This window comes from Komagataeibacter xylinus, from assembly GCF_009834365.1.
Lineage (GTDB): Bacteria > Pseudomonadota > Alphaproteobacteria > Acetobacterales > Acetobacteraceae > Komagataeibacter > Komagataeibacter xylinus_D.
Map to the genome: position 1 here is coordinate 1,655,229 of NZ_CP041348.1, position 21,298 is coordinate 1,676,526.

20 protein-coding genes are annotated in these 21,298 nt (G+C 65.0%); 9 read left to right on the top strand and 11 right to left on the bottom strand.

Translation table 11 applies throughout. The annotated features are described in order from the left end of the window. Positions 1 to 34 precede the first annotated feature (34 nt). A complete protein-coding gene (locus tag FMA36_RS07940) occupies positions 35 to 976 on the bottom strand; it encodes a uracil-DNA glycosylase (RefSeq protein ID WP_159261897.1) in 942 nt (313 codons plus the stop codon). Between the two features lie 18 nt (positions 977 to 994). Between FMA36_RS07940 and FMA36_RS07945 the strand changes: the two genes are divergently transcribed. Both FMA36_RS07945 and FMA36_RS07950 read left to right on the top strand, forming a co-directional pair. After that, positions 995 to 2,824 carry a tetratricopeptide repeat protein gene (locus FMA36_RS07945; RefSeq protein ID WP_240906526.1) on the top strand — a complete coding sequence of 610 codons (1,830 nt, stop codon included), beginning with the start codon at positions 995 to 997 and terminating at the stop codon, positions 2,822 to 2,824. Next, positions 2,824 to 3,753: a 4-(cytidine 5'-diphospho)-2-C-methyl-D-erythritol kinase gene (locus tag FMA36_RS07950; RefSeq protein ID WP_159261898.1), complete on the top strand. Its 930-nt coding sequence runs from the start codon at positions 2,824 to 2,826 to the stop codon at positions 3,751 to 3,753. The genes FMA36_RS07945 and FMA36_RS07950 overlap by 1 nt, the downstream gene beginning before the upstream one ends. A gap of 102 nt (positions 3,754 to 3,855) precedes the next feature. Here the strand turns inward: FMA36_RS07950 and FMA36_RS07955 are convergent, their stop codons facing one another. The 6 genes from FMA36_RS07955 to FMA36_RS07980 all read right to left on the bottom strand — a co-directional run bounded on the left by FMA36_RS07955 (position 3,856) and on the right by FMA36_RS07980 (position 9,514). Beyond that, the gene (locus FMA36_RS07955; RefSeq protein ID WP_159261899.1) at positions 3,856 to 4,842 is read right to left on the bottom strand and encodes an SDR family oxidoreductase; all 987 of its coding nucleotides are present in this window, start codon (positions 4,840 to 4,842) and stop codon (positions 3,856 to 3,858) included. 126 nt (positions 4,843 to 4,968) lie between these two features. Continuing rightward, complete coding sequence (locus tag FMA36_RS07960; protein WP_159261900.1) at positions 4,969 to 5,547, bottom strand: YqaA family protein; 579 nt, start codon at positions 5,545 to 5,547, stop codon at positions 4,969 to 4,971. 40 nt (positions 5,548 to 5,587) lie between these two features. Next, positions 5,588 to 6,067, bottom strand: coding sequence for an OsmC family protein (locus FMA36_RS07965; protein ID WP_159261901.1), 480 nt, complete (start codon positions 6,065 to 6,067; stop codon positions 5,588 to 5,590). Between the two features lie 40 nt (positions 6,068 to 6,107). Next, positions 6,108 to 7,685: an ATP-binding protein gene (locus tag FMA36_RS07970; protein ID WP_159261902.1), complete on the bottom strand. Its 1,578-nt coding sequence runs from the start codon at positions 7,683 to 7,685 to the stop codon at positions 6,108 to 6,110. 8 nt (positions 7,686 to 7,693) lie between these two features. Continuing rightward, on the bottom strand, positions 7,694 to 8,413 hold the full coding sequence (locus tag FMA36_RS07975) for a response regulator (RefSeq protein ID WP_159261903.1): 720 nt from the start codon (positions 8,411 to 8,413) through the stop codon (positions 7,694 to 7,696). Positions 8,414 to 8,491: 78 nt separating this feature from the next. Continuing rightward, entirely contained in the window at positions 8,492 to 9,514 is a 1,023-nt protein-coding gene (locus FMA36_RS07980) for a cysteine synthase A (protein ID WP_159261904.1), read from the bottom strand. Between the two features lie 149 nt (positions 9,515 to 9,663). On the opposite strand from FMA36_RS07980, the gene FMA36_RS07985 reads away from it, so the two are divergent. Next, positions 9,664 to 10,074 carry a rhodanese-like domain-containing protein gene (locus FMA36_RS07985; protein WP_159263751.1) on the top strand — a complete coding sequence of 137 codons (411 nt, stop codon included), beginning with the start codon at positions 9,664 to 9,666 and terminating at the stop codon, positions 10,072 to 10,074. Positions 10,075 to 10,167: 93 nt separating this feature from the next. Here the strand turns inward: FMA36_RS07985 and FMA36_RS07990 are convergent, their stop codons facing one another. Continuing rightward, complete coding sequence (locus tag FMA36_RS07990) at positions 10,168 to 11,097, bottom strand: DUF2272 domain-containing protein (protein WP_159263753.1); 930 nt, start codon at positions 11,095 to 11,097, stop codon at positions 10,168 to 10,170. Between the two features lie 221 nt (positions 11,098 to 11,318). Between FMA36_RS07990 and FMA36_RS07995 the strand changes: the two genes are divergently transcribed. Next, positions 11,319 to 12,317: an aldo/keto reductase gene (locus FMA36_RS07995; RefSeq protein ID WP_159261905.1), complete on the top strand. Its 999-nt coding sequence runs from the start codon at positions 11,319 to 11,321 to the stop codon at positions 12,315 to 12,317. A gap of 42 nt (positions 12,318 to 12,359) precedes the next feature. On the opposite strand, the gene FMA36_RS08000 is transcribed toward FMA36_RS07995, so the two are convergent. Further along, complete coding sequence (locus FMA36_RS08000) at positions 12,360 to 12,719, bottom strand: hypothetical protein (protein WP_240906528.1); 360 nt, start codon at positions 12,717 to 12,719, stop codon at positions 12,360 to 12,362. Positions 12,720 to 12,775: 56 nt separating this feature from the next. Continuing rightward, complete coding sequence (locus FMA36_RS08005) at positions 12,776 to 14,545, bottom strand: Na+/H+ antiporter (protein ID WP_240906529.1); 1,770 nt, start codon at positions 14,543 to 14,545, stop codon at positions 12,776 to 12,778. A 279-nt stretch (positions 14,546 to 14,824) separates the two neighbouring features. Here FMA36_RS08005 and FMA36_RS08010 point away from each other — a divergent pair, with 279 nt between their 5' ends. Together FMA36_RS08010 and FMA36_RS08015 are read left to right on the top strand one after the other, a co-directional pair. Next, complete coding sequence (locus FMA36_RS08010) at positions 14,825 to 15,751, top strand: DnaJ C-terminal domain-containing protein (RefSeq protein WP_159261906.1); 927 nt, start codon at positions 14,825 to 14,827, stop codon at positions 15,749 to 15,751. Next, the gene (locus FMA36_RS08015) at positions 15,748 to 16,077 is read left to right on the top strand and encodes a chaperone modulator CbpM (protein ID WP_159261907.1); all 330 of its coding nucleotides are present in this window, start codon (positions 15,748 to 15,750) and stop codon (positions 16,075 to 16,077) included. The genes FMA36_RS08010 and FMA36_RS08015 overlap by 4 nt, the downstream gene beginning before the upstream one ends. A 58-nt stretch (positions 16,078 to 16,135) precedes the next feature. On the opposite strand, the gene FMA36_RS08020 is transcribed toward FMA36_RS08015, so the two are convergent. Further along, a complete protein-coding gene (locus FMA36_RS08020) occupies positions 16,136 to 16,543 on the bottom strand; it encodes a hypothetical protein (protein WP_240906530.1) in 408 nt (135 codons plus the stop codon). Positions 16,544 to 16,766: 223 nt separating this feature from the next. On the opposite strand from FMA36_RS08020, the gene budA reads away from it, so the two are divergent. The 3 genes from budA (at position 16,767) to dld (ending at position 21,273) form a co-directional block, all read left to right on the top strand. After that, the gene (budA, locus tag FMA36_RS08025; RefSeq protein ID WP_408885653.1) at positions 16,767 to 17,570 is read left to right on the top strand and encodes an acetolactate decarboxylase; all 804 of its coding nucleotides are present in this window, start codon (positions 16,767 to 16,769) and stop codon (positions 17,568 to 17,570) included. 75 nt (positions 17,571 to 17,645) lie between these two features. After that, complete coding sequence (gene alsS / locus FMA36_RS08030; RefSeq protein WP_159261909.1) at positions 17,646 to 19,337, top strand: acetolactate synthase AlsS; 1,692 nt, start codon at positions 17,646 to 17,648, stop codon at positions 19,335 to 19,337. A 202-nt stretch (positions 19,338 to 19,539) separates the two neighbouring features. Beyond that, positions 19,540 to 21,273: a D-lactate dehydrogenase gene (dld, locus tag FMA36_RS08035; RefSeq protein WP_159261910.1), complete on the top strand. Its 1,734-nt coding sequence runs from the start codon at positions 19,540 to 19,542 to the stop codon at positions 21,271 to 21,273. The last annotated feature ends 25 nt before the right edge of the window (positions 21,274 to 21,298 follow it).

Below are 21,298 nucleotides of genomic sequence, written 5' to 3' on the forward strand. Positions count from 1 at the left end.
GCCTAATATGCCGGAATGATTATGTTAATACCCTTTATGATTTCAAGGGCATGTTTCCGATTGTTTCGCGTATGAGCAGCATGTCTTTCCATGCATCGCGCCGGGCCGTGGCGCTGGCGCGCAACTGCAGGGGATGGCGCATGGCAAGGGCTGGCAGCGTGGTGGCGGGGGCGCCCTCGGGGCCGGTGGGCAGGGTGATGTCGCGCCACCGACCGCGCATGCGCGCTGCCGTGGTGTTCTGCCCGGTGATGAGGGAGACGGCGAGGTTGCCAAGCAGCACCACCCGCTGTGGCCGCGCGAGCACGATGGCGCGCTGGATGAAGGGCAGGCAGATCCGTGCCTCCGCCACCGAAGGCGGCCTGCCGCCGGGTGGCCGCCATGGAATGATGGGGGCGGCGAGCAGGTCGGCGCGGTCGATGCCGATGCTGGCGAACATGGTCGTAACCAGCGCGCCTCCTTCCCCCGCGAAGGGGTGACCACTGCGGTCCTCATCCGCGTCCGGTGCTTCGCCGATCAGCATCAGCGCGGCCTGTTCCGAGCCTTCAACGCACACGCTATGGGTGGCGGTGGCCCGCAGCCCGCATGGTTCGAAGCCGCTTACGGCCGCGCGCAGCGCGGGCAGCGTATCAGCCGCCGCCGCGGCCGCACGGGCGGCTGCTACCGCCTCGTCAATCAGCGTGGCGCGCGAAGGGGGTGCTGGCGGTCGGGACCTGCGGGCGGGTTTTGGGTGTCCATTCCCCGCATCTGGCTGTATGGGGAGGGGCTGTGCAGCAGGGGCAGGGTTGTGCTGTGGCGTGGGAAGGGCGAGCCTGTCATGCGGGTCGGGGTCCAGCGCGTCATCCGCGCCCCACTCCACATAAAGGCGTAACAGGGACAGGGAATCAGTCATCGGATGGATACACCCCGCACCGGCACGGACCATGCAGCCGCGCGCCGTCCTGCCTCCCCGCTCGGGGTTTGGCAGCAGACGCCGCACGCGGTAGATTCTGGCGTCATGCTCTTACCTCGTCTGTCACGCATGGTCGTGGCCTCCCTTGTTGTACCGCTCCTTGCCGGGATTCCCAACCGGGAAATGCGGGCCGCCCCGCCAGATGACCCCATCATCGAGGCGGGAAAGCAGGATCTGGCCACCAACCTGCTCGTGGGCAACGTGGCGGCAGCCGAGGGCGACAATGCCGAGGCCGCGCGGGCCTATGGCGTGGCGGCAGGGCTTGCGCCCACCTTCCGGCTGTTTGGCGAGCGGGCGTTTTTCTACAGCATTCTCGCAGGCAGCCCGCAGGCCGCCGCCCTTGCCCACGCCCAGCCCCCCGGCGTGATGCCTGAACTGATCATGGGCAATGCCGCAGCCCTTGCAGGGCAGTGGGATGAGGCGGCGACGCATTACCAGAACGCGCCGGCCGACCAGATCATGGGCCTGCTGCGTCCGCTGCTGCGTGCCTGGGCGCTGCAGGGCGCAGGCAAAACGGATGAGGCCCTCGCCGCCCTTGCCCCCGCCGAGGTCGATGCCCGGCTGGGAGGCTACTATACCCTGCACTCGGCCCTGATCGCCCAGCTTGGCGGCATGCAGATGCGTGCTGATACGCTGTTCCGCCAGGCAGCGGACAAGGGCAGTGGCGATCTGTTCACCACGATGGTCATGGCGCGCTGGCTGGTCACACAGGGGCAGGAGGCGGCAGCGCGCGACCTGATCAACCAGCGCATCGCGGCCATGCCGGTGCTGGAAACGGCGCGTGGCAACATCATGGCCATGCTCCAGCACCCGGTGGTCAGTCATGCCACGCAGGGCCTGGCACAGGCATACGGGCTGGTGGCGCTGCTGATCGACCAGCAGCTTTATGCCCATGAGGGTGGGGACGAAGACCACCCGGGCGATGCCGCAATGGAAATCGGCACCCTGCGCGGCACCGAGCAGATGATGCTGCGCATGGCGCTCACCCTTGACCCTGCGGATTCGGAGGCGCGGCTGCTGCTCTCCTCCATGCTGCATGCCCGCAAGCAGGACCGCCAGGCGCGCGCCGCCTTTGATGGCGCCCCGGCCAGCGACCCGCTGCTGTCCGTCTACCGTGCCGAGCAGGCCGATCTTGACGTGGTGCTCGGCCACAAGGAGCAGGCGGCGCAGGAACTGCGCGACCTGCTGCGCCAGTCCCCCGATGACCGCATGCTGTGGAGCAGCCTTGGAGATGCCCTGCTCGACCAGCAGAAATGGCCCGAAGCACTTGATGCCTACCAGCATGCCACAGCACTCACCCCCCACCGGCTGGAAGGTGATGACTGGCGGCTGCTGTTTGGCCAGGCCATAGCCCAGGAGCGCCAGAACCACTGGCCACAGGCGCGGGTGCTGCTGCAGCACGCTCTCCAGCTTGCGCCCAACGAGGCGGAACTGCTGAACTACCTTGGCTACTCCATGGTCGAGCACGGCGAGAATCCGGCCCTGGCCGAATCCTACCTGCGCCGCGCGCTGGCACTCGCCCCTACCGATAACCAGATCCGCGACAGTGTGGGCTGGGTGCTCATGCGCCTGGGCCACGTGGCGGAGGGCCTGCCACTGCTTGAGCAGTCGGTCGAGCAGATGCCGCAGGATCCCGCCATAAACTACCATCTTGGTGTGGCGTACTGGATGGTGGGCCGCAGGCTGGAGGCGGTCAACGAATGGCAGAACGCCATCCAGTTCCAGCCCGACCCGATGGACCGCCGCAAGATCATGGCGGCGCTGGACTATGCCCATGCGTGGCAGGCCCACAGGCCGATGGCCCTGCCTGCCGACCTCAAGCCGGTGGTAACCCCGCCTTCTTCCCCTTCCCAGCCAAATGGAACCCGTCACTGATGTCGTCGCTGCACGAACTGGCGCATGCCAAGATCAACCTGTACCTGCATGTCACGGGGCGACGTCAGGCCGATGGTTATCACCTGCTTGACAGCCTTGCCGTATTTGCTGGTGCTGCGGACAGGCTGGACCTGAAAACGGGCAGCGGGCAGGGCGGCCATGTGGCGCTTGATATCAAGGGCCGGTTTTCTGCCGGGCTGGGCAGCGAGGACTGCGCCGATAACCTGATCGTCCGCGCAGGAACGATCCTGCGCGAACTGGCAGGCGAGCATGCCTCGCGTGACCTGCCGGATGTAGAGATCACGCTGCACAAGGAACTGCCCGTAGCCTCGGGCATTGGCGGTGGCTCGGCTGATGCCGCTGCTGCCCTGCGGCTGCTGCTTGGGGTGTGGAAGCTGTCGCTGCCGCCTGCTCGGCTCAATGCGGTGGCCACGCGGCTCGGAGCGGACGTGCCGGTCTGCCTTGAGCAGCATGCCGCGCGCATGGAAGGAATCGGCGAGGTGCTCTCACCCGCGCCCCACCTGCCGACCTGTGGCATGATGCTGGTCAATTGCGGGCAGAGCGTATCCACCCCGCAGGTGTTCAAGGCACGTGCCCCGGTCTTCACCCCCCGCGCCACGCTGCCTGCCGCCTGGGCCACGCTGGCCGATATGGTGCGCGACCTCGCTGCCCAGACCAACGATCTGCAGGAGGCCGCCTGCGCCATCTGCCCGGAAATCCTGACCGTGCTTGAAGCCCTGCGCGCAGCACCCGGCTGCCGCCTTGCGCGCATGAGTGGCTCGGGGGCTACGTGTTTCGCCCTGTTCGACAGCCCCGAGGTCGCCCGTGCAGCACAGGCCGCCGTGCAGCAGGCTGGCCCGCACTGGTGGGTATGGGCGGGTGATCTGTGCCGTGCCGAGGCCCATGCAGGGGCATGTGTTTCCGCCTGAGCGGGAAGGACATTTACGGATGAAAGTTTCTGGGTGCCGCCTTTTTGAAAAAAGGCGGCGTTCTCTGAAGCTTTTTGAAAAAAGCTTTACCAGAAACTTTTATCAGTTTTTCCTGCGGCGCAGGGCCAGCAGCACGATGCCCATCAGCCCCGTTACGGTGGCAAGCTGGGCATGGCGGCTGGTCAGCAGGAACGGCATGGCCTTGCGCGTGACCATGTCAAACCGGCCATGGGCGGCATAGGCGCCGGGCACGGTTTCATACAGGTCATCAGGCTCATTGCCTGCCACCGGGGTTTTTTCCAGTTGTTTCGCATAGCCCTTGCCCGACAGCCAGCGGTCCGACAGGCCGGGCAGGAAGGTGGACAGCGCCCAGTTGCGCACGCCCGACAGGCCCACCCAGATATCACGCTCGCGCCCGAAGGCGGCGCGGCAGATGGCCTCGGCGGCAATTTCAGGCTCGTACACCGGCCCCATCGGCTTGAGGCGTTTGCCGGTGTGGTTGCGTGTCCATGAAAAGCGCGGCGTGTTGATGGCGGGCAGATGCACCAGCGCGATATGGATGCGGTCGCCATCATGCAGGATTTCGGGGCGGATGCTCTCGGAAAAGGCCCGCACGGCGGCACGCGCCCCGTTTTCCACCGCCTGCAGCGGCGGCGGGCGCAGGCTGGCCAGCCGGTCAAGGTTGACGATGGTGCCATGGCCCCGGCGGCGCATGCGGGTCAGGGCCGCGCGGGTGCCGTTGACGGTGCCAAGGTAGGTCACCTCGGTTGCGCGTCGGATCTCATCGGCCTCAAGGGCTGCGACCTGACCGGTCACGGTGGCCCCGGCGCAGTTGATCCACAGTGTGATGGGGCCGAGCTTTTCTTCTATTTCCTCAGCCGCCTGTTCCACTGCTGCCGCATCGGCCACGTCGGCGCAGACGATATGGGTGCGCACGGTGAGTTCACGCAGTTCGGCTGCGGCATCATTGAGCCGGTCGCGGTTGCGGCCAAGCAGGGCGACATCGCACCCGGCCCGGGCCAGTGTGCGGGCCGTGGCGCGGCCGATTCCCGCGCCCGCTCCGGTAATGACGGCAACCTGCTGCGGCATGAATGATGCTCCCACCCGTTGGTAACAAGAACCGCGCGGGCAACGCCGCGCGGGCTGAAAATCATGACCGGCACCCTATCACGGCCTGCGGCGGGCGAACACCATCACGCAGGCAGGGGTGCCCCCTCAGATGTATTTCAGCGCCACGATGCCGCCCACCAGCACGACAGCGAACAGCCCGGCCACCAGCGGCAGGCGCTGCTCGATAAAGCCCTGGATCGGCGCGCCATAGCGGCGCAGCAGGGCCGCAAGCAGGAAGAAGCGCGCGCCGCGTGTTATCGCGCAGGCCAGCAGGAACGGCACTACAGACAGATGCGCCGCACCACTGGCAATGGTGACGAATTTGAACGGGATGGGCGTCAGCCCCTTGATGAGAATGATCCACACGCCCCATTCACGGAAGCGGTCCTGCAGGGTCTGTAATGTGTGCTCGGCATGATAGAAATGCACGATTGGCATGGCCGCATATTCCAGCAGGAACGAGCCGATGCACCAGCCCAGCACCGCCCCCGCCACGGAGGCCGCGGTGCAGACGGCCGCCAGCCGGAAGGCCCGCTCGCGCTGTGTCAGCACCATGGGCAGCAGCATGATGTCAGGCGGCAGCGGAAAGACGCTGGCCTCGGCAAAGGCGATCACTGCCAGCCAGATGACGGCATGCCGGCTGGCGGCGAGGGCAGTGATGCGGGCATACAGGCGATCAAGCATTATCGGGCAATGCCATTAACCGCCTGCTGCGGGCAAGGACTTATTGCGCGCTGGTCACCCGTGGCTCGCAGCTCACGGGAAAGCGTACAGAGCGCGCGATACAGCTGCGCATGGCGGCATCGTGGTGCAGGTCAATGACCTGCTGCACGTCATGCGCGGTGGAAAGGGCGGCATGGGGCCGCAGGATGACCTGCGTGAAGGAAAATGACCCGTCCTCGAACTCCTCCAGAATGCCCTCGGCATGGTCGGCATAGGAAAGAATGCCGATTCCCATCGCCGTGCACAGATGGATGAACCAGAGCTGGTGGTCAGCGCACAGCGCGCCGAGCAGAAGCTTTTCCGGGTTCCATTTCTGGGAGTCGCCGCGAAAGGCGGGTGAGGCCGAGCCGTCAATGACCGGTCGGCCCGTGCAGTGCAGCTCGTAGCTGCGTTGATGATGGGCCTGCCGGGAAGCCCCGTCATGTTCGCCGCTTCCGGTCCATAAAAGTGAGACCTGATAACGGTGTGTTCTGTCCGGCATCGAGCGCTATATCCTGATTTGTCCGTACTGGAATCGGACCTTAGCAGACAAGTGTGACAGTCACACGTAGTCCATGCGGGTGTCGGTTGCCTAGCCGGATATCGCCGCCAAGCCCCCAGATGATATTACGCGAGATGGACAGGCCGAGCCCCGTGCCGCCGGTTTCGCGGTTGCGGCTCTGTTCGGCGCGGACAAAGGGGTCGAACATGCGCTCGAGGTCCTCGGTGGGCAGGCCGGGGCCATCATCCTCGATCAGGATGGTGACGGTGGATTCCGCGCCATCCTCGCCTGCCTTCTGGTGGGGTGGAAGCAGCACGATCCGCACGCCGCCGCCATATTTTATGGCGTTGGTCACGAGGTTGCTCAGCGCGCGCTTGAGCGCCATGGGGCGCGCGCGCACCAGCACGTCGGGTATTTCGGATGAAAATGCGATGTTGTCAGCCGCATCGAGATAGGTCTCGGTGGCTTCATCGGCAATGGTCTGCAGCAGTGCGGTCAGGTTGACCTGCCCCATCGGCTCGCGCTGCGAGGCGTCGCGGCCAAAGGCCAGGGTGGCGGCCACCATGGCTTCGAGTTCATCGAGGTCAGCGAGCATCTTGGCCCGCATCTCGTCATCCTCGATGAATTCTGCGCGCAGCTTCAGGCGCGTGATCGGCGTGCGCAGGTCGTGGCCAATGGCGGTCAGCATCAGCGTGCGATCGGTCAGGTAGCGGCGGATGCGGTGCGCCATGGTGTTGAAGGCATGGGCGGCGCGCGCCACCTCGCTTGGCCCGTTCTCGGGCATGGGCGGGGCGTTGACGTTGCGGCCAAGCTCCTCGGCGGCGGCGCCGAGCGTGCTGACGGGCGCGATCAGCCTGCGCACGCCCCACAGGATCAGGATGCCGCCCGCGAAGGTCATGATGAGGAAGGCGATGGGGAAGGTTGGCGAGCGGAACAGGCTGGGCCGGGGCAGGATGTAATGGATCGTGACCCACCGCCGCTCATCGGGCAGCAGGAAGGCAACCGCCCGCCTGCGCCCCGATGCGGGCGAGATCAGCACCTGCTCGGGGCGCATGGATTGCGGCAGCGGCCCCATGCCGGGGTCGTTTTCCGGGCCGAATCCATGCGGGCCGCCGGGGCTGTCGGGGCCAAAGGGGCCACCCGGTCCGTGCGGGCCACCGTGGCTGAAGGGCACCGGCCCCATGTCATCGGACATGTGGCCGCCGTTCCACTCACCCGGTGGCATGTGGTGCTGGGAGCGGGGCGGCAGCGCCATGGCGTTGATCATGTCCGGCTCGGGGCCGGGGGTGAGGGTGATGTGCACGCTCTCAGGCAGGTGCAGGGCCGCAAGCTCGCGGTCACGGTCTGACGGCGCCGTCTCCACGATGGCGCGGTAATAGGTGAACATCTTGCTGCGCGCGCGCTCATAGATCATGCGCTGGTCAAAATCGAACCGGTCCAGCGCGTGGATGGTCAGCCCGATGATCTGGATGATGCCCAGCCCCCCGATCAGCAGCAGCGTGGTGCGCGCGGCAAGCGACTGCGGCAGGATACGGCGCCACAGGCGCGGCCACGCACCTGGCGGTTTTTCCGCCGGTGGAGGGGCTGACAGGAAGGAGGAACCGGAGAACGGCTGCATGGGGCGGGTCAGCTGCGCTCGACCTCGGCTGCGAGCACGTAACCCCCGCCGCGCACCGTCTTGATCAGCTGCGCGTTGCGCCCGTTATCCTCAAGCTTGCGGCGCAGGCGGCTGATGGCCACGTCGATGGCGCGGTCGAACGGACCGGCCTGCCGCCCGCGCAGCAGGTCGAACAGCATGTCGCGTGTCATGACCCGGTTGGCGCGGTCGAGCAGGGCGAGCAGCAGGTCGTATTCGCCGCCGGTCAGGGGCACTTCCACCCCTTCAGGGTTATGCAGCCGCCGCCGCCCGGTATCGAGCGACCAGCCCGCAAAGCGCAGCGTGTGCAGCACCGGCACGCTGCGCGGGTCCGGCGTGTCGCTCGCGCGGCGCAGCACGGCGCGGATGCGCGCGAGCAGTTCGCGCGGGTTGAAGGGCTTGGGCACGTAGTCATCCGCGCCCAGTTCAAGGCCGATGATGCGGTCTGTATCATCGCCCATGGCGGTCAGCATCACGATGGGCACGTTGGCCTGCGTGCGCAGCCAGCGCGAGATGTCCAGCCCGCTTTCGCCCGGCAGCATGAGGTCGAGGATGACGAGCTGGTAATGCCCTTCCCCCCACCGGCGGCGGGCTTCCTGCCCGTCACGCGCGGTGGTGACGCGCAGTTCGTTGCGTTCGAGGAAGCGTGCCAGCAGGTCACGGATCTCGCGGTCGTCATCGATGATGAGGATATGCGGCAGCGGGTTCATGCGGTCTACTCTACACCATGGCGCGGGTGGCCGCACCCGGTGTTTCACTCCGTTTCAAAGGCTGTGACCGCAGCCTTTTCAGGCCAGCCAGGAGGGCACGGGCAGGTTCTTGCCGCGCAGGAATTCCGGGTTGAACAGCTTGGACTGGTAGCGCGCGCCGCCATCGCACAGGATGGTGACGATGCGGTGCCCCGGCCCCATGGCGCGGGCCACGCGGATGGCGGCGGCAATGTTGATGCCCGCCGACCCGCCAACCGAGAGCCCTTCATGGATCAGCAGGCTGTAGATCTGCTCCAGTGCCTCGGGGTCGGGGATGCGCACGGCATCATCGAAATGCAGCCCCTCGAGGTTGCCCGTCACGCGCGACTGGCCGATGCCCTCGGTCACGGAAGACCCGCTGACCGAAAGATCGCCCGACTTCACCCAGCCATACAGGCCCGAGCCTTCGGGGTCGGCCAGCACGATGCGCGGGCGTGCCACGCCGGCCTTGCGGGCTTCATCCTCCAGCCCCAGCGTAACACCTGCCAGCGTGCCGCCGGTGCCGCACGAGCAGGTGAAGGCATCAAGCTTTCCGCCCATCTGCTGCCAGATCTCGGGGGCGGTGGTGTGGCGGTGGCCTTCGCGGTTGGCGGTGTTGTCGAACTGGTTGGCCCACACGCCGCCGGTCTCCTCGGCCAGGCGGCGCGAGACATGCACGTAGTTGCCCGGATCGCGGAAGGGCCTGGCGGGCACGAGCCGCAGGTCGGCCCCGATCATGCGCAGGAAGTCGATCTTCTCGCGGCTCTGGGTCTCGGGCATGACGATGATGGAGCGGTAGCCGCGCGCATTGGCCACGAGTGTGAGGCCAATGCCGGTATTGCCTGCCGTGCCCTCGACAATCGTGCCGCCGGGTTTGAGCGTGCCGCGGCGCTCGGCATCGTCGATGATGGCCAGCGCCGCGCGGTCCTTGACCGAGCCGCCGGGATTCATGAATTCCGCCTTGCCGTAGATCTCGCACCCCGTGATGTCCGACGCATGGCGCAGGCGGATCAGCGGCGTGTGGCCGATCGCGCCAGGCATGTCAGCGCTGGGGGAGGAGACGGGATTTGCACTTTCGGCCATAAGGCAGCACCTTCGCTTGATCTGGGTCGTACCATGCGGCACGGCAGGCCGGATGGGGCCATGCAGTGCCTGTTGCATCCTTACTATCAGGAATGGGGCAGGGGTGGCATATCCCCCTGCACAGGTTTTTCCAGCCGAAAGGAAACATGATGATTGACGATATCTCGCCCGCCGCCGCGTGGGCTGCAGTCAGCGGTCGCCCCAATGCCCATCTGGTGGATGTGCGGACCCCCATGGAGTGGGAGCATATCGGTGTGCCGGATCTTTCCAGCGCGGGGCGCGCGCTGGTGCGCGATAGCTGGCAACTGCCGCCTGCCGGCCAGGTCAACCCGGACTTCCTCACCACGCTTGAACAGGCCGGCATTGGCAAGACCGACGAGATCTATTTCATCTGCCGCTCCGGCGCGCGCAGCATGGCAGCTGCCCACGCGGCGTATGACGCGGGCTATCACAATGTTTTCAACGTGGCTGACGGATTCGAGGGGCCGGAAGACGCTACCGGCAGCCGCGGTCGCCTTGCAGGCTGGCAGGCATCCGAGCTGCCGTGGACGCGTGGCTGAGTGGCCGTGCGGGATTAAAGTAAAAGTTCCTGGGTGCCGCCTTTTTTCAAGAAGGCGGCATTTTTCTGAAACTTTTGCAACTTAAAGCCCGCTTTACTGGTCGGCCTGCGGCTCGTGGTCAGCATCGTAATGCACCTGCAGCACCACGCACCACGGGTAGCGGGGGTCGAGGCTTTTGCCATGGCTGTCGGTCAGGCGGCCATTGGGGCCTACGGGCACATGGGTCAGGGCCACGGCATCATCGATATTGCCGCCAATGATGCTGATCTCGTGGCCAAAGGGCGCATCATCATGCGCGCCTGCCACCACGATGCCGCAATGCGCGGGAAAGCCCTGCGGCGTGGGCAGGTCACGAAAGCGCACCGACTTGCTCGCCCCGCGCCCCACGCAGATCAGGTCGCCCGGTTTTGGCGCGTAACGGGCGGGATTGCGGGCCTTGACGCCCTTCTCCTGCCCTGATGCGGCAGCGTTGATATAGGTGGCGTGGTTGGGGGAATAGGCGAAGCGGTCATTCGCACCCGCCACCCGCATCACATACGAGATGAACGCCGCCGACCACGCATAATAACCATCATGCACGAAATCGGTGATGTGGCCGTTTGCATCATGCTTGCCATCCCATGAGGATTCGGTCTCGGCGGGGTCCTGGCCAATCCACCAGTATTCGCCCACGCGCTGCCACAATCCGGCCGTGCGCTCGGGCTTGACCACGGGCGTGGTCGGTTCGGGGCGCAGCAGCGGGTCATCATCATTGACCGGCTGGCCGAACAGCCGCCATTCGCGCAGCGCGATCGCCACCACATCCTGCCGGTTGAAAGGCTCGTAGTTGCGGGTGGCGAAATCGGGCACGTGCGGGTTGACCGCCAGCGGCCCGGCCCCATTGGCGTATTGCGCGACCGGGGTGGTGGCCCGATGGGCCTGATTGGCCGGAGTATGCGCGCACGCAGCCAGCACGAGCAGGGGGGCGAGCAGGACTGTCTTGCGCAAGGGGCACTCCGTAACAGGTAACGTGCCTCTACCCATACGGCGCGGACCGGCCTTGCGGAAGGGGTGCGCCCCTTCCTGGCCCGAAAAAGAACGCAACGCCGCCACGCGCTTCGTGTTGTGAAAGGGCAGGAGCAGGCGCGGGGCGTGCATGCGGCGGCTCCGTCGGGGCGGGTTAACGCCACGTGCCGCGCCGTGGCACACTATGTGTGGCGGTCCCCCCATCGCCACGACCGTTTTACCACAAGGGAGAGCATTTCATGACGCAGGCGCCTGTTACGGAAACCATCCAGATCCGGGGGCTCAAACACCCCGTCTCGCGCATTGCGCTGGGCACATGGGCCATTGGCGGATGGATGTGGGGCGGCCCGGATGACCGCAATGCCATCGCCACCATTCACGAAGCCCTCGATCTGGGCATAACGCTGGTTGATACCGCGCCCGTTTACGGTTTTGGCCATTCGGAGGAGATCGTGGGCCAGGCCCTGGCCGGGCGACGCGATAAAGTGGCCATTGCCACCAAGGTCGGCCTGGACTGGAAGGACGACCACAAGCCGTTCCGCAATGCCTCACCCGCGCGCATCCGCAAGGAAATCGAGGATTCGCTGCGCCGCCTGCGCACCGACTACATCGATCTCTATCAGGTGCACTGGCCCGATTCATCGGTGCCTATGGAAGAGACCGCCCGCACGCTCGAGGCCCTGGTGCGTGAAGGCAAGGTGCTGGCGCTGGGGGTGAGCAATTTCTCCATCGCCCAGATGGATGCCTTCCGGGAGTTCGCCCCGCTCTGTGCCGTGCAGCCGCCCTACAACCTGTTCGAGCGCGCAATGGAGCACGACATCCTGCCCTATGCCCGCCAGCATGACCTGGCCATCCTCGCCTATGGCCCGCTGTGCCGTGGGCTGCTGTCAGGCAAGATGACGGCGGAGACGAAATTCGGCGCTGATGACCTGCGCAGTGCCGACCCCAAATTCCAGGCTCCCCGCTTTGCGCATTACCTGCAGGCCGTGCGTGAACTGCAAGATTTTGCCCATGAAAAGCATGGCAAGTCGCTGCTTGCCCTGGCCATACGCTGGGTGCTGGATCAGGGACCGACCATTGCCCTGTGGGGCGCGCGCCGCCCCGACCAGATCGCCGCCGTGGCCGATGCAATGGGCTGGCACCTGAGTGCTGATGACCGGCGCGAGATCGATGCCATCCTGGCGCGCTGCATCCCCGACCCGGTCGGCCCCGGCTTCATGGCTCCTCCGGGTAGCTGACGGGTGCAGTCGGCCCCGTGTCCTGTGCCCCCTCCGCAGGGCTCAGGGGTCGACCTTGTCGCCCACGCTGGTGCTGTAGCGGGGGCGCCATACCCCGGACTCGACCATGCATTCGGAGAAGAAAGTTGTATGTGATGACCCGACCCATGTCTGGGCGCTGCCGCTGCCCGCGCTGCCCATGGCGCCTACGCCAGCCTTGCTCTGGCACCGCTGCGAGGCTGCTACGTAGCGGGGATCTTTCTCGCTCATGGCAGGCACGAAACCGCTGATATCGCCATAGGGTGAGTTGCCGTGCGGATGATGTTCGCGCACGTTGAAGTGGTGCGAACGGGCCTGTGCTCCCGCGGCCCCGACGGTGCCGAGGCACAGGCAGGCCAGCAGGATACGAATGCGCAGCAGCATGGGGTGGGTCCTCTTGCGGTTTTGGTCTGCCAGGGGTTCGGGTGGTGGCCCTTTTATCAGTCTGTCAGGGCGGGTGCCATGCATGCCGTTTCAGGCAGGGCTGCGCCATCATGGGTGCTGGCGGGCGGAAGGCCATCGGGGCGGGGCAGGGAACGCGCCTCGATCTGGAGTTCCTGCTCGATGAAATCAAGCTCCTGGTTGATGGTCAGCTCGGTCTCGTCATTGATGAGTTTCTGCACCACCCGCATGTGCAGCCGTTCGCGCATGTGGCGGATGAGGCGGAAGCGCAGCGCGAGTTCGGTCCGCTTTTCACGGATGGCGGTGGCGCGGATGCTGGCTTCCGCCGCGCGGGAATTGTCCAGCCTGCGCAGCGTGTCCTGATATTCGTGCAGCAGGCGGCCAATGGCTTCCTGCTTGAGGTCCACGCTTTCCGAGCCATCGGGCATTGTGTCGAGTTCCTGCTGCGCCAGCACGGCCTGTTCGGCATGCAGGGCCTCGATGGCGGTCTGCGCCAGTTCGATGCGCATCATGTCCAGCTCGTGCAGGCTGGGGTCGTCCTCATCGGTGCTCATGCCATGCAGCAGCGGCGGAATGGCCACGCTCGCCAGCACCAGCGAGCAGATGATCACGCCCGCCGCCAGCGTGACCAGCAGGTCGCGGCCCGGAAAGCCGGGTCCTGCCAGCGTTGCCACCGGCAGCGACAGCACGGCCGCCAGCGTAATGGCCCCGCGCGTGCCCGCCACGGTCATGAGCAGCACGTTGCGTGCCGACGGGATGACCGTGTTGCGGTGGCGCAGATGGGCGAACAGCCGCCGGGCGGAAATGGAAATCCAGATCCACGCAAAGCGGATCAGGCTCATCATGAGCTGAATGCCCACGATGGCCAGGATCAGGAACCATGGCGAAATGCCGCCTGCGCGCGCAATGGCGGCCCCCCCGGTCACCAGATCCGGCAACTGCAGCCCCAGCAGCAGGAAGATCACGGCATTGAACGTGAAGTTCACCATGTCCCACACCGTGGTGGCCTTGAGGCGGGTTTCGGTGCGGGCCTCGTTCATCACGCCGGTGAACTTGACCGTCATGCCGCCCGCCACGGCGGCGAGAATGCCCGAGCACTGCACAGCATCGGCCAGCAGGTAGATGCCAAAGGGCAGCATCATGGCCAGCGTGATGTGGGTGGGCGGGTCGTCATAGCCGCGCACCAGCAGCATGTGCTCCGCCCGGCATGCCGCCCACGCCACGACAATACCGATCACGATGCCGCCCGCTGCCATGAAGATGAAGCTGCCCAGCGCCTGCTGGAACGAGAACAGCCCCGTCATGGCCGCCGCCACCGCAAACTTGAAGCACACCAGCCCCGAGGCATCGTTGAGCAGCGCCTCGCCATGCAGAATATGCACCACGCGTGCGGGGGCCCGCCCGCCCTCGATCATGCTGCCCACCGAGACCGCATCGGTAGGCGACATGACGGCGGCGAGCGCGAAGGCCGCGGGCAGCATGATGGGCGGAATGAGCCAGTGGATGAAGTAGCCGCAGGCCAGCGTGGTGAATACCACCAGTCCCAGCGCCATCATGATGATGATGTTGCGCAGTTCACCAAACTCGCGCATCGGCATGCGGTAGGCATCGGCATAGAGCAGCGGCGGAATGAACAGCAGCAGGAACATGTCGGGGTCGAAACCGATATTCAGCCCCGCAAGCGCCGCGATGGCGCCCACCGCAATCTGGATCAGCGGCAGGGGCACGGGAATGCGCCCCACGCGCGAAATCAGGCTGCTGATCCCGGTAACGGTCAGTAATGCAAGGGTGATGAAAACGGCATGCATCTGGCGTGGTCTTTTTTATAGTTCTATTGCATTGCGGAAATACTTCATTTTGGCATGAATTAAAAATACAAAAGATGTTATTTTGAAGTTCCTGTTGTGTTATTTTCTTCTGCCAGCCATGCATGGATCGAAGATTTCATCACCCTTCATTGACCCTGCCTCCCCCACTTCCCATTATTGAAGCATGAAGGGCCGCAAGGCTGTATTGATGGTGTTCAGGGGGCACGGGCGTGGCGCATGGCCGGGCAGGCCCATTCCTGACGGAGGGATGATTTTTAAGTGAGCAAGGATCCATACGAAGTACTCGGCCTGACGCGCTCGGCCAGCCAGGATGATATCCGCAAGGCCTATCGCAAGCTGGCCAAGAAGTACCACCCCGACCTCAACCCCGGCGACAAGGTGGCCGAAGAACGCTTCAAGGCCATAGGGGCGGCCAACGCCCTGCTGTCCGATGAGGCGCAGCGCGCGCGCTATGACCGGGGCGAGATTGATGAAACCGGGCAGGAAAAGGGCTTCGGCTTTGGTGGCGGCGGTGGCTACCGCGACCATGCCGAAGGGGCGCAGGGCTTCCATTACGGTGGCGGCCAGTTCTCGGAAGATGATCTGGGCGATATCTTCGGCATGTTTGGCGGTGGCGGCGGTGGGTTCCGCCGCAGGCCGCAGGGGCCGATGAAGGGTGCTGACCGGCAGTACGCGCTGACCGTGAGCTTTCTTGATTCCGTCAATGGCGGCACCACGCGCATCACGCTCCCCGGTGGTGCGCAGCTTGATGTGAAGATTCCCCCCGGCACGACCGATGGCCAGGTCATGCGCCTGCGCGGCAAGGGTGATCCGGGGCAGCAGGGCGGGCCTGCGGGCGATGCGCTGATCACCATCACCGTCGCACCCGACAGCACCTACACGCGTGATGGCAACGACATCCGCATGTCGCTGCCGGTGGACCTGAAAACGGCGGTGCTTGGCGGCAGCATCACCATCCCCACGCCTGCGGGGTCGGTGAAGATGAACGTGCCCGCCCATTCCGACAGTGGCAGCGTGCTGCGCCTGCGCGGGCGCGGGGTCAAGGCGCATGGCAAGACCGAGGCGGGCAACCTGTATGTCAAGCTGGTGGTGACCCTGGGCAAGGTTGACCCGGCGCTGGAGGAATTCCTGCGCAAGGGCACGGCGGGCGAAAAGGCGGAGCCTGCGGAGGGCAAGAAGGCATGATTACGATCGAGACCCTGTGCCTGCGCATTGGCAACGTGCCGCAGCAGGACGTGCAGGCATGGATCGATAGCGACTGGCTGCGGCCCGAGGGCGCGCCGGGGCACTACCTGTTTCGTGAAATCGACGAGGCGCGGGCCCGGCTGATTGTCGAACTGCGCGATGACATGGGCATCAATGACGAAGGCATGCCGGTGGTGCTGTCTCTTCTCGACCAGCTTTATGCCGCCCGCCGCCAGATGCTGCGCCTGCGCGAGGCGATCAGCATCCCGCGCGAGAACGAACTGCGTTCACGCCTGCGCGGCCTGCTGACCAGCGCGCAGGACTGACACTGACACACAGCCCGCCCCCGTGCCCGCATCCGGCCACGGGGGGTTTTTTCATGGCTCAGTCCGCGCGGCTGAGCGGCAGGTCCAGCTTCTGGCCCGGCTTCGCACCCTGCATCTGCAGGTCGGCGGCATTGGGCGAGATCAGGCGGAAGACAGTGCGCGGGTCGTCATTGACCGAGCGCAGCGAGGTATCATCCTGCACCTTCAGCTCGATGGTGCGGCCCGTCAGCCCCGTGATCTTGCCCAGCGAATCCGGCAGCTTCAGGTAAAGCCGGGCCGCAGGTCCGAGCGCCTTGTTGGCGGCGATGGTGACGGGCTGCAGGCCAAGCGCCGTCCACTCGCCCGTATAAGCGCCGGGGCCATAGGGAGGTTTGGGGTCGGGCTGGTCGGCGCGCGCCACGCCAGCACCCGCGATCACGCCGGTCAGGCCCAGCGCTGCGATCGCCATGTAGAGGGGTTTCATCATCGGTCATCCTGCCTGTTCATTTAGCGTTCACAATGCAGGCGGGGCGCGGGCAGGGCAAGCGGCAAGCCCCGTGTGGCGGCCCTGCGGTCCGCGCCAATCCATATTTTTTATATATGGAAGTAGCCTTGAATATATATTGGACGTACTGAACAACCTGCAGCACCATCATCGTGCCATCTACACATGATCGGGAAGCAGGTCGTGCCGCCGCGCCGCCGCCCCGTTGCAGGAGACCCAGGTCTTGAAGCTGAAATGCTACTCGGTAGGCGATATCGATACCCGCTCCAGCGCCGCTGACGCGACGGGCGTGCGTCCGCGCATGAACCGCCTGTACCAGACCTCCACCATGGCCGCACTGCTCGATGCCGTCTATGATGGGGAAACCACGCTTGATGAACTGCTGCTGCACGGCAATTTCGGCCTGGGCACGTTCAACGCGCTCGATGGCGAGATGATCGTCAATGACAGCGTCATCCACCAGTTCCGCGCCGATGGGCAGGCCGGTCGCGTGCCGGGCGATCTCAAGACCCCGTTCGCCTGCGTCACCTTCTTCAACCCGGAGAAGGAGTACATGATCGACACCGCGCAGGACAAGGAAGGCTTCGAGGCGATTGTCGACCGTCTGGTCAACAACCCCAACCTGTTTGCCGCCGTGCGCTTCACCGGCCTGTTCGAGCGTGTCGAGACCCGCACCGTGTTCTGCCAGTGCCATCCGTACCCGCCCATGCTCGAGGTGGTCAGCCGCCAGCCGACCATGCAGCTCGGTGCCGCCGCGGGCACCATGCTCGGCTTCCGCACGCCGGGCTACATGCAGGGCGTGAACGTGGCGGGCTATCACCTGCACTTCCTGACCGAAGACGGACGCCGTGGCGGCCATCTGACCGATTATGCCGTGCTCAAGGGCAAGCTCGAGGTTGGCATCATCTCCGATGTTGAGATCCAGTTGCCCCGCACCGAGCAGTTCGCGAAGGCCAACCTGTCACCCGAGAACATTCACGAGGCCATTCGCGTGGCCGAGGGCGGTTGAGGGATTATCCCTCCCGCCATTTCCCTGCCCGGCAGCCAAGGCTGCGGCACATAATCTTTCAGGATAGCTGAACCAATGACTGACAAGACCCAATCGGCCGCGCCTGAGTGCGGGGCGGACATGATCGTGCGCAACCTGGTGGCTCACGGCACGACCCACGTATTCGGTATTCCGGGTGCGAAGGTGGACCGCCTGTTCGACGCGCTGGTCGACAGTCCGATCGAGACGGTGGTGACCCGCCATGAGCAGAATGCCGCCTTCATTGCCGGGGGCATTGGCCGCCTGACCGGCAAGGCGGGCGTTGCCATTGCAACCTCGGGCCCCGGCGCCTCGAACTTCGTGACAGGCCTTGCCACCGCCAACTCAGAAGGCGACCCGGTGCTGGCCATTGGTGGTGCCGTGAAGCTGGCCGACCGCCTCAAGCTGACCCACCAGAGCATGGACACGGTGGCCCTGTTCCAGCCGATTACCAAATACAGCGCGGAAATCACCTCGCCTGCCGCCGTATCCGAATCCATCGCCAACGCGCTGCGCTTTGCCGAGAGCGGCCGCCCGGGTGCTGCCTTCGTCAGCACGCCGATGGACATCCTGTCCATGCCGGCGGAAGGCAAGGTGCTGGCCGGGCGCGAACTGCCCAGGAATGGCGCAGCCCCGGCCGAGGCCATCAATGAGGCGCTGGGCCTAATCCGCAAGGCGCAGCGTCCGGTCATTCTGCTCGGCCTGCTGGCCAGCCGCCCTGATGTGTCGGACGCGGTGCGCGCGCTGGTGGCGACCACGGGCGTGCCGGTCATTGGCACCTACCAGGCTGCCGGTGCGGTGTCGCAGGAACTGTCCGACCGCTTTGGCGGCCGCGTGGGCCTGTTCCGCAACCAGCCGGGCGACCAGCTGCTGCATGAGGCCGACCTCGTGATCTCGATCGGCTACAACCCGATCGAATATGATCCGTGGCTGTGGAATGTCGATAACGGCCGCAAGATCGTGCATGTCGATGTGGTCGCCGCCGAGCTCGACACGCATTACGACCCGGCGGTGGAACTGGTGGGCGACATCGCCGCCTCCATCCGCGCGCTGGCGGCACAGGCAGGCAAGCTTGCGCGTGCGCCGCAGCTTGAAGAGATCCTGAGCCAGTATCACGCCACCCGCCTTGCCGCCCTGTCGGGCGCGCGCAGCACGTCCAACACCGCCGTTCACCCGCTGCAGATCGTGCGCGAGCTTGAGCAGTTCGTGACCCCGGACGTGACGATGTGCCTCGACATGGGTACCTTCCACATCTGGCTGGCGCGTTACCTGCTGTCCTTCCGCGCGCGCCAGATGCTGATCAGCAACGGCCAGCAGACCATGGGCGTGGGCCTGCCGTGGGGTATTGCCGCAAGTCTGGTCAATCCGGGGCAGAAGGTCATCTCGATTTCGGGCGATGGCGGGTTCATGATGTCGTGCATGGAGCTGGAAACGGCGGTGCGCCTCAAGTGCAACCTCATCCACATGGTCTGGGTCGATCAGGCCTACAACATGGTTGAGATGCAGGAGAAGAAGAAGTACGGTCGCGGCTCGGGCGTGGATTTCGGGCCGATCGACTTCGCCATGTTCGCCCGTTCGTGCGGTGCGCACGGCATTGCCGTCCATTCCGCCGATGGCGTGGCGGGTGCGCTGCGCGAGGCCATGGAAATTGAAGGTCCGGTGGTGATTTCGGTGCCGGTGGATTATTCGCAGAACCATCTGCTCATGAAGCCGCTGGCCACACTGGGCGAGACCTCGGCCGCGGCGTAAAACCCGGCCCCGCGCACTTGAAAACCGGCCCGCCACGCCCTGACCGGCGGGCGGGCCGTTCTGTTTGGGCATGCGACCTCAGCATTTTATGCGCACGTCGCCCGATGCGGAACATGCCAGACTATAAAACATCATTTTACGAATGCCCCCAGGCCGTGACTGGCGTGCGGGCATGAGGAAATGACATCGAGGAAAAGTAAAAATGCTGAAAGCGGCACAGGACATGGCATCCACAACGGGCGCGCAACTGGTTACGGAACTCCAGCAGATCGTGGGCAACCACCATGTGCTGACCGAGGATGGCGCAACCCTTCCTTACCGGCGGGGGTTCCGTTTTGGTGAGGGGCGTGCCCTTGCGGTCGTCATGCCCGGCTCGCTGGTGGAGCAGTGGCGTGTGTTGCAGGCCTGCGTGAAAGCAGGCGTGATCGTGATCATGCAGGCCGCCAATACCGGGCTGACTGGCGGCTCCACGCCTGATGGCAATACCTATGACCGTGATATCGTGATCGTGCACAGCATGCGCATGCGCACGATTCACCTCATCGGCGGCGGCAGGCAGGTGGTGTGCCTGCCGGGCGCCACGCTCGACCAGCTCGAGACCATGCTCAGGCCCATCGGGCGCGAGCCGCATTCGGTCATTGGCTCATCGTGCATCGGGGCGTCGGTCTTTGGCGGGGTCAGCAACAATTCCGGTGGCGCGCTGGTGCGCCGCGGGCCAGCCTATACCGACATGGCGCTGTTTGCCCAGGTCTCGCCGCAGGGCGAACTGCAGCTTGTCAACCATCTTGGCATCGAGCTTGGCGCCGACCCCGAGGAGATTCTCAAGCACGCGGAGGAAGGCAACTTCCCTGATGCCAGCATCAACTGGCAGGCCGGGCGCGGGCATGATGATGGCTACGCCACCCATGTGCGCGACGTGAACGCCGATACGCCCGCGCGCTTCAATGCCGACCTGCAGCGCCTGCACGAAGGGTCAGGCTGTGCTGGCAAGCTTGGCCTGTTCGCCGTGCGTCTTGACACGTTCGAGGCGGAAAAGGACCCGGTCGTTTTCTACATGGGCACCAACCAGACCGATGTGCTCGAAGATGTGCGCCGTCATATCCTGTCGGAATTCAAGGAACTGCCGATCGCAGGCGAGTACCTGCACCGTGATGCGTTCAACATTGCCGAGAAATACGGCAAGGACACCTTCGTCATCATCCGCATGATCGGCACCAGCCGCCTGCCCGCCATGTTCGCCATGAAAAATGCGTTTGACCGCATCGCGGACAGGATCGGCTTCCTGCCCAAGCATTTCAGCGACCGGTTCATGCAGTTCATGAGCAACTTTTTCCCCCAGCACCTGCCCGCGCGCATGCGTGATTACCGCGACCGCTTCGAGCATCACCTCATGCTCAAGGTCAGCGCCTCGGGCGCGCAGGAGGCGCGTGACTTCCTCAAAAGCCATTTCGCCACGCATGAAGGCGAATTCTTTGAATGCACGCCCGATGAAGGGGCCAAGGCCTTCCTGCACCGCTTTGCCGCTGCGGGTGCCGCCGTGCGGTACCGCAATGTCCATACCGACACGACCGAGAACATCGTAGCGCTCGACGTGGCGCTGCGCCGCAACGACCGCGAGTGGTTCGAGGTGCTACCCAAGGACATCGAGGACGAGATCATCGTCAAGCTGTACTACGGCCATTTCCTGTGCCACGTGATGCATCAGGATTACGTGGTGCGTAAGGGTTATGACTGCATTGCGCTCGAGCACCGCATGCTGCCTGGCCTGGACAGGCGCGGCGCGCGCTACCCGGCGGAGCATAATTTCGGTCATCTCTATCAGGCACCTGAGGACGTGCTGGCCCATTACCGCCAGCTTGACCCGTGCAACTGTTTCAATCCCGGCATTGGTCAGGCGACCAAGCGCCGGAACTGGGTTGCCGAAAGCGTGGGGTAAGGCGCGAACAGCCTTACCGTGCTTT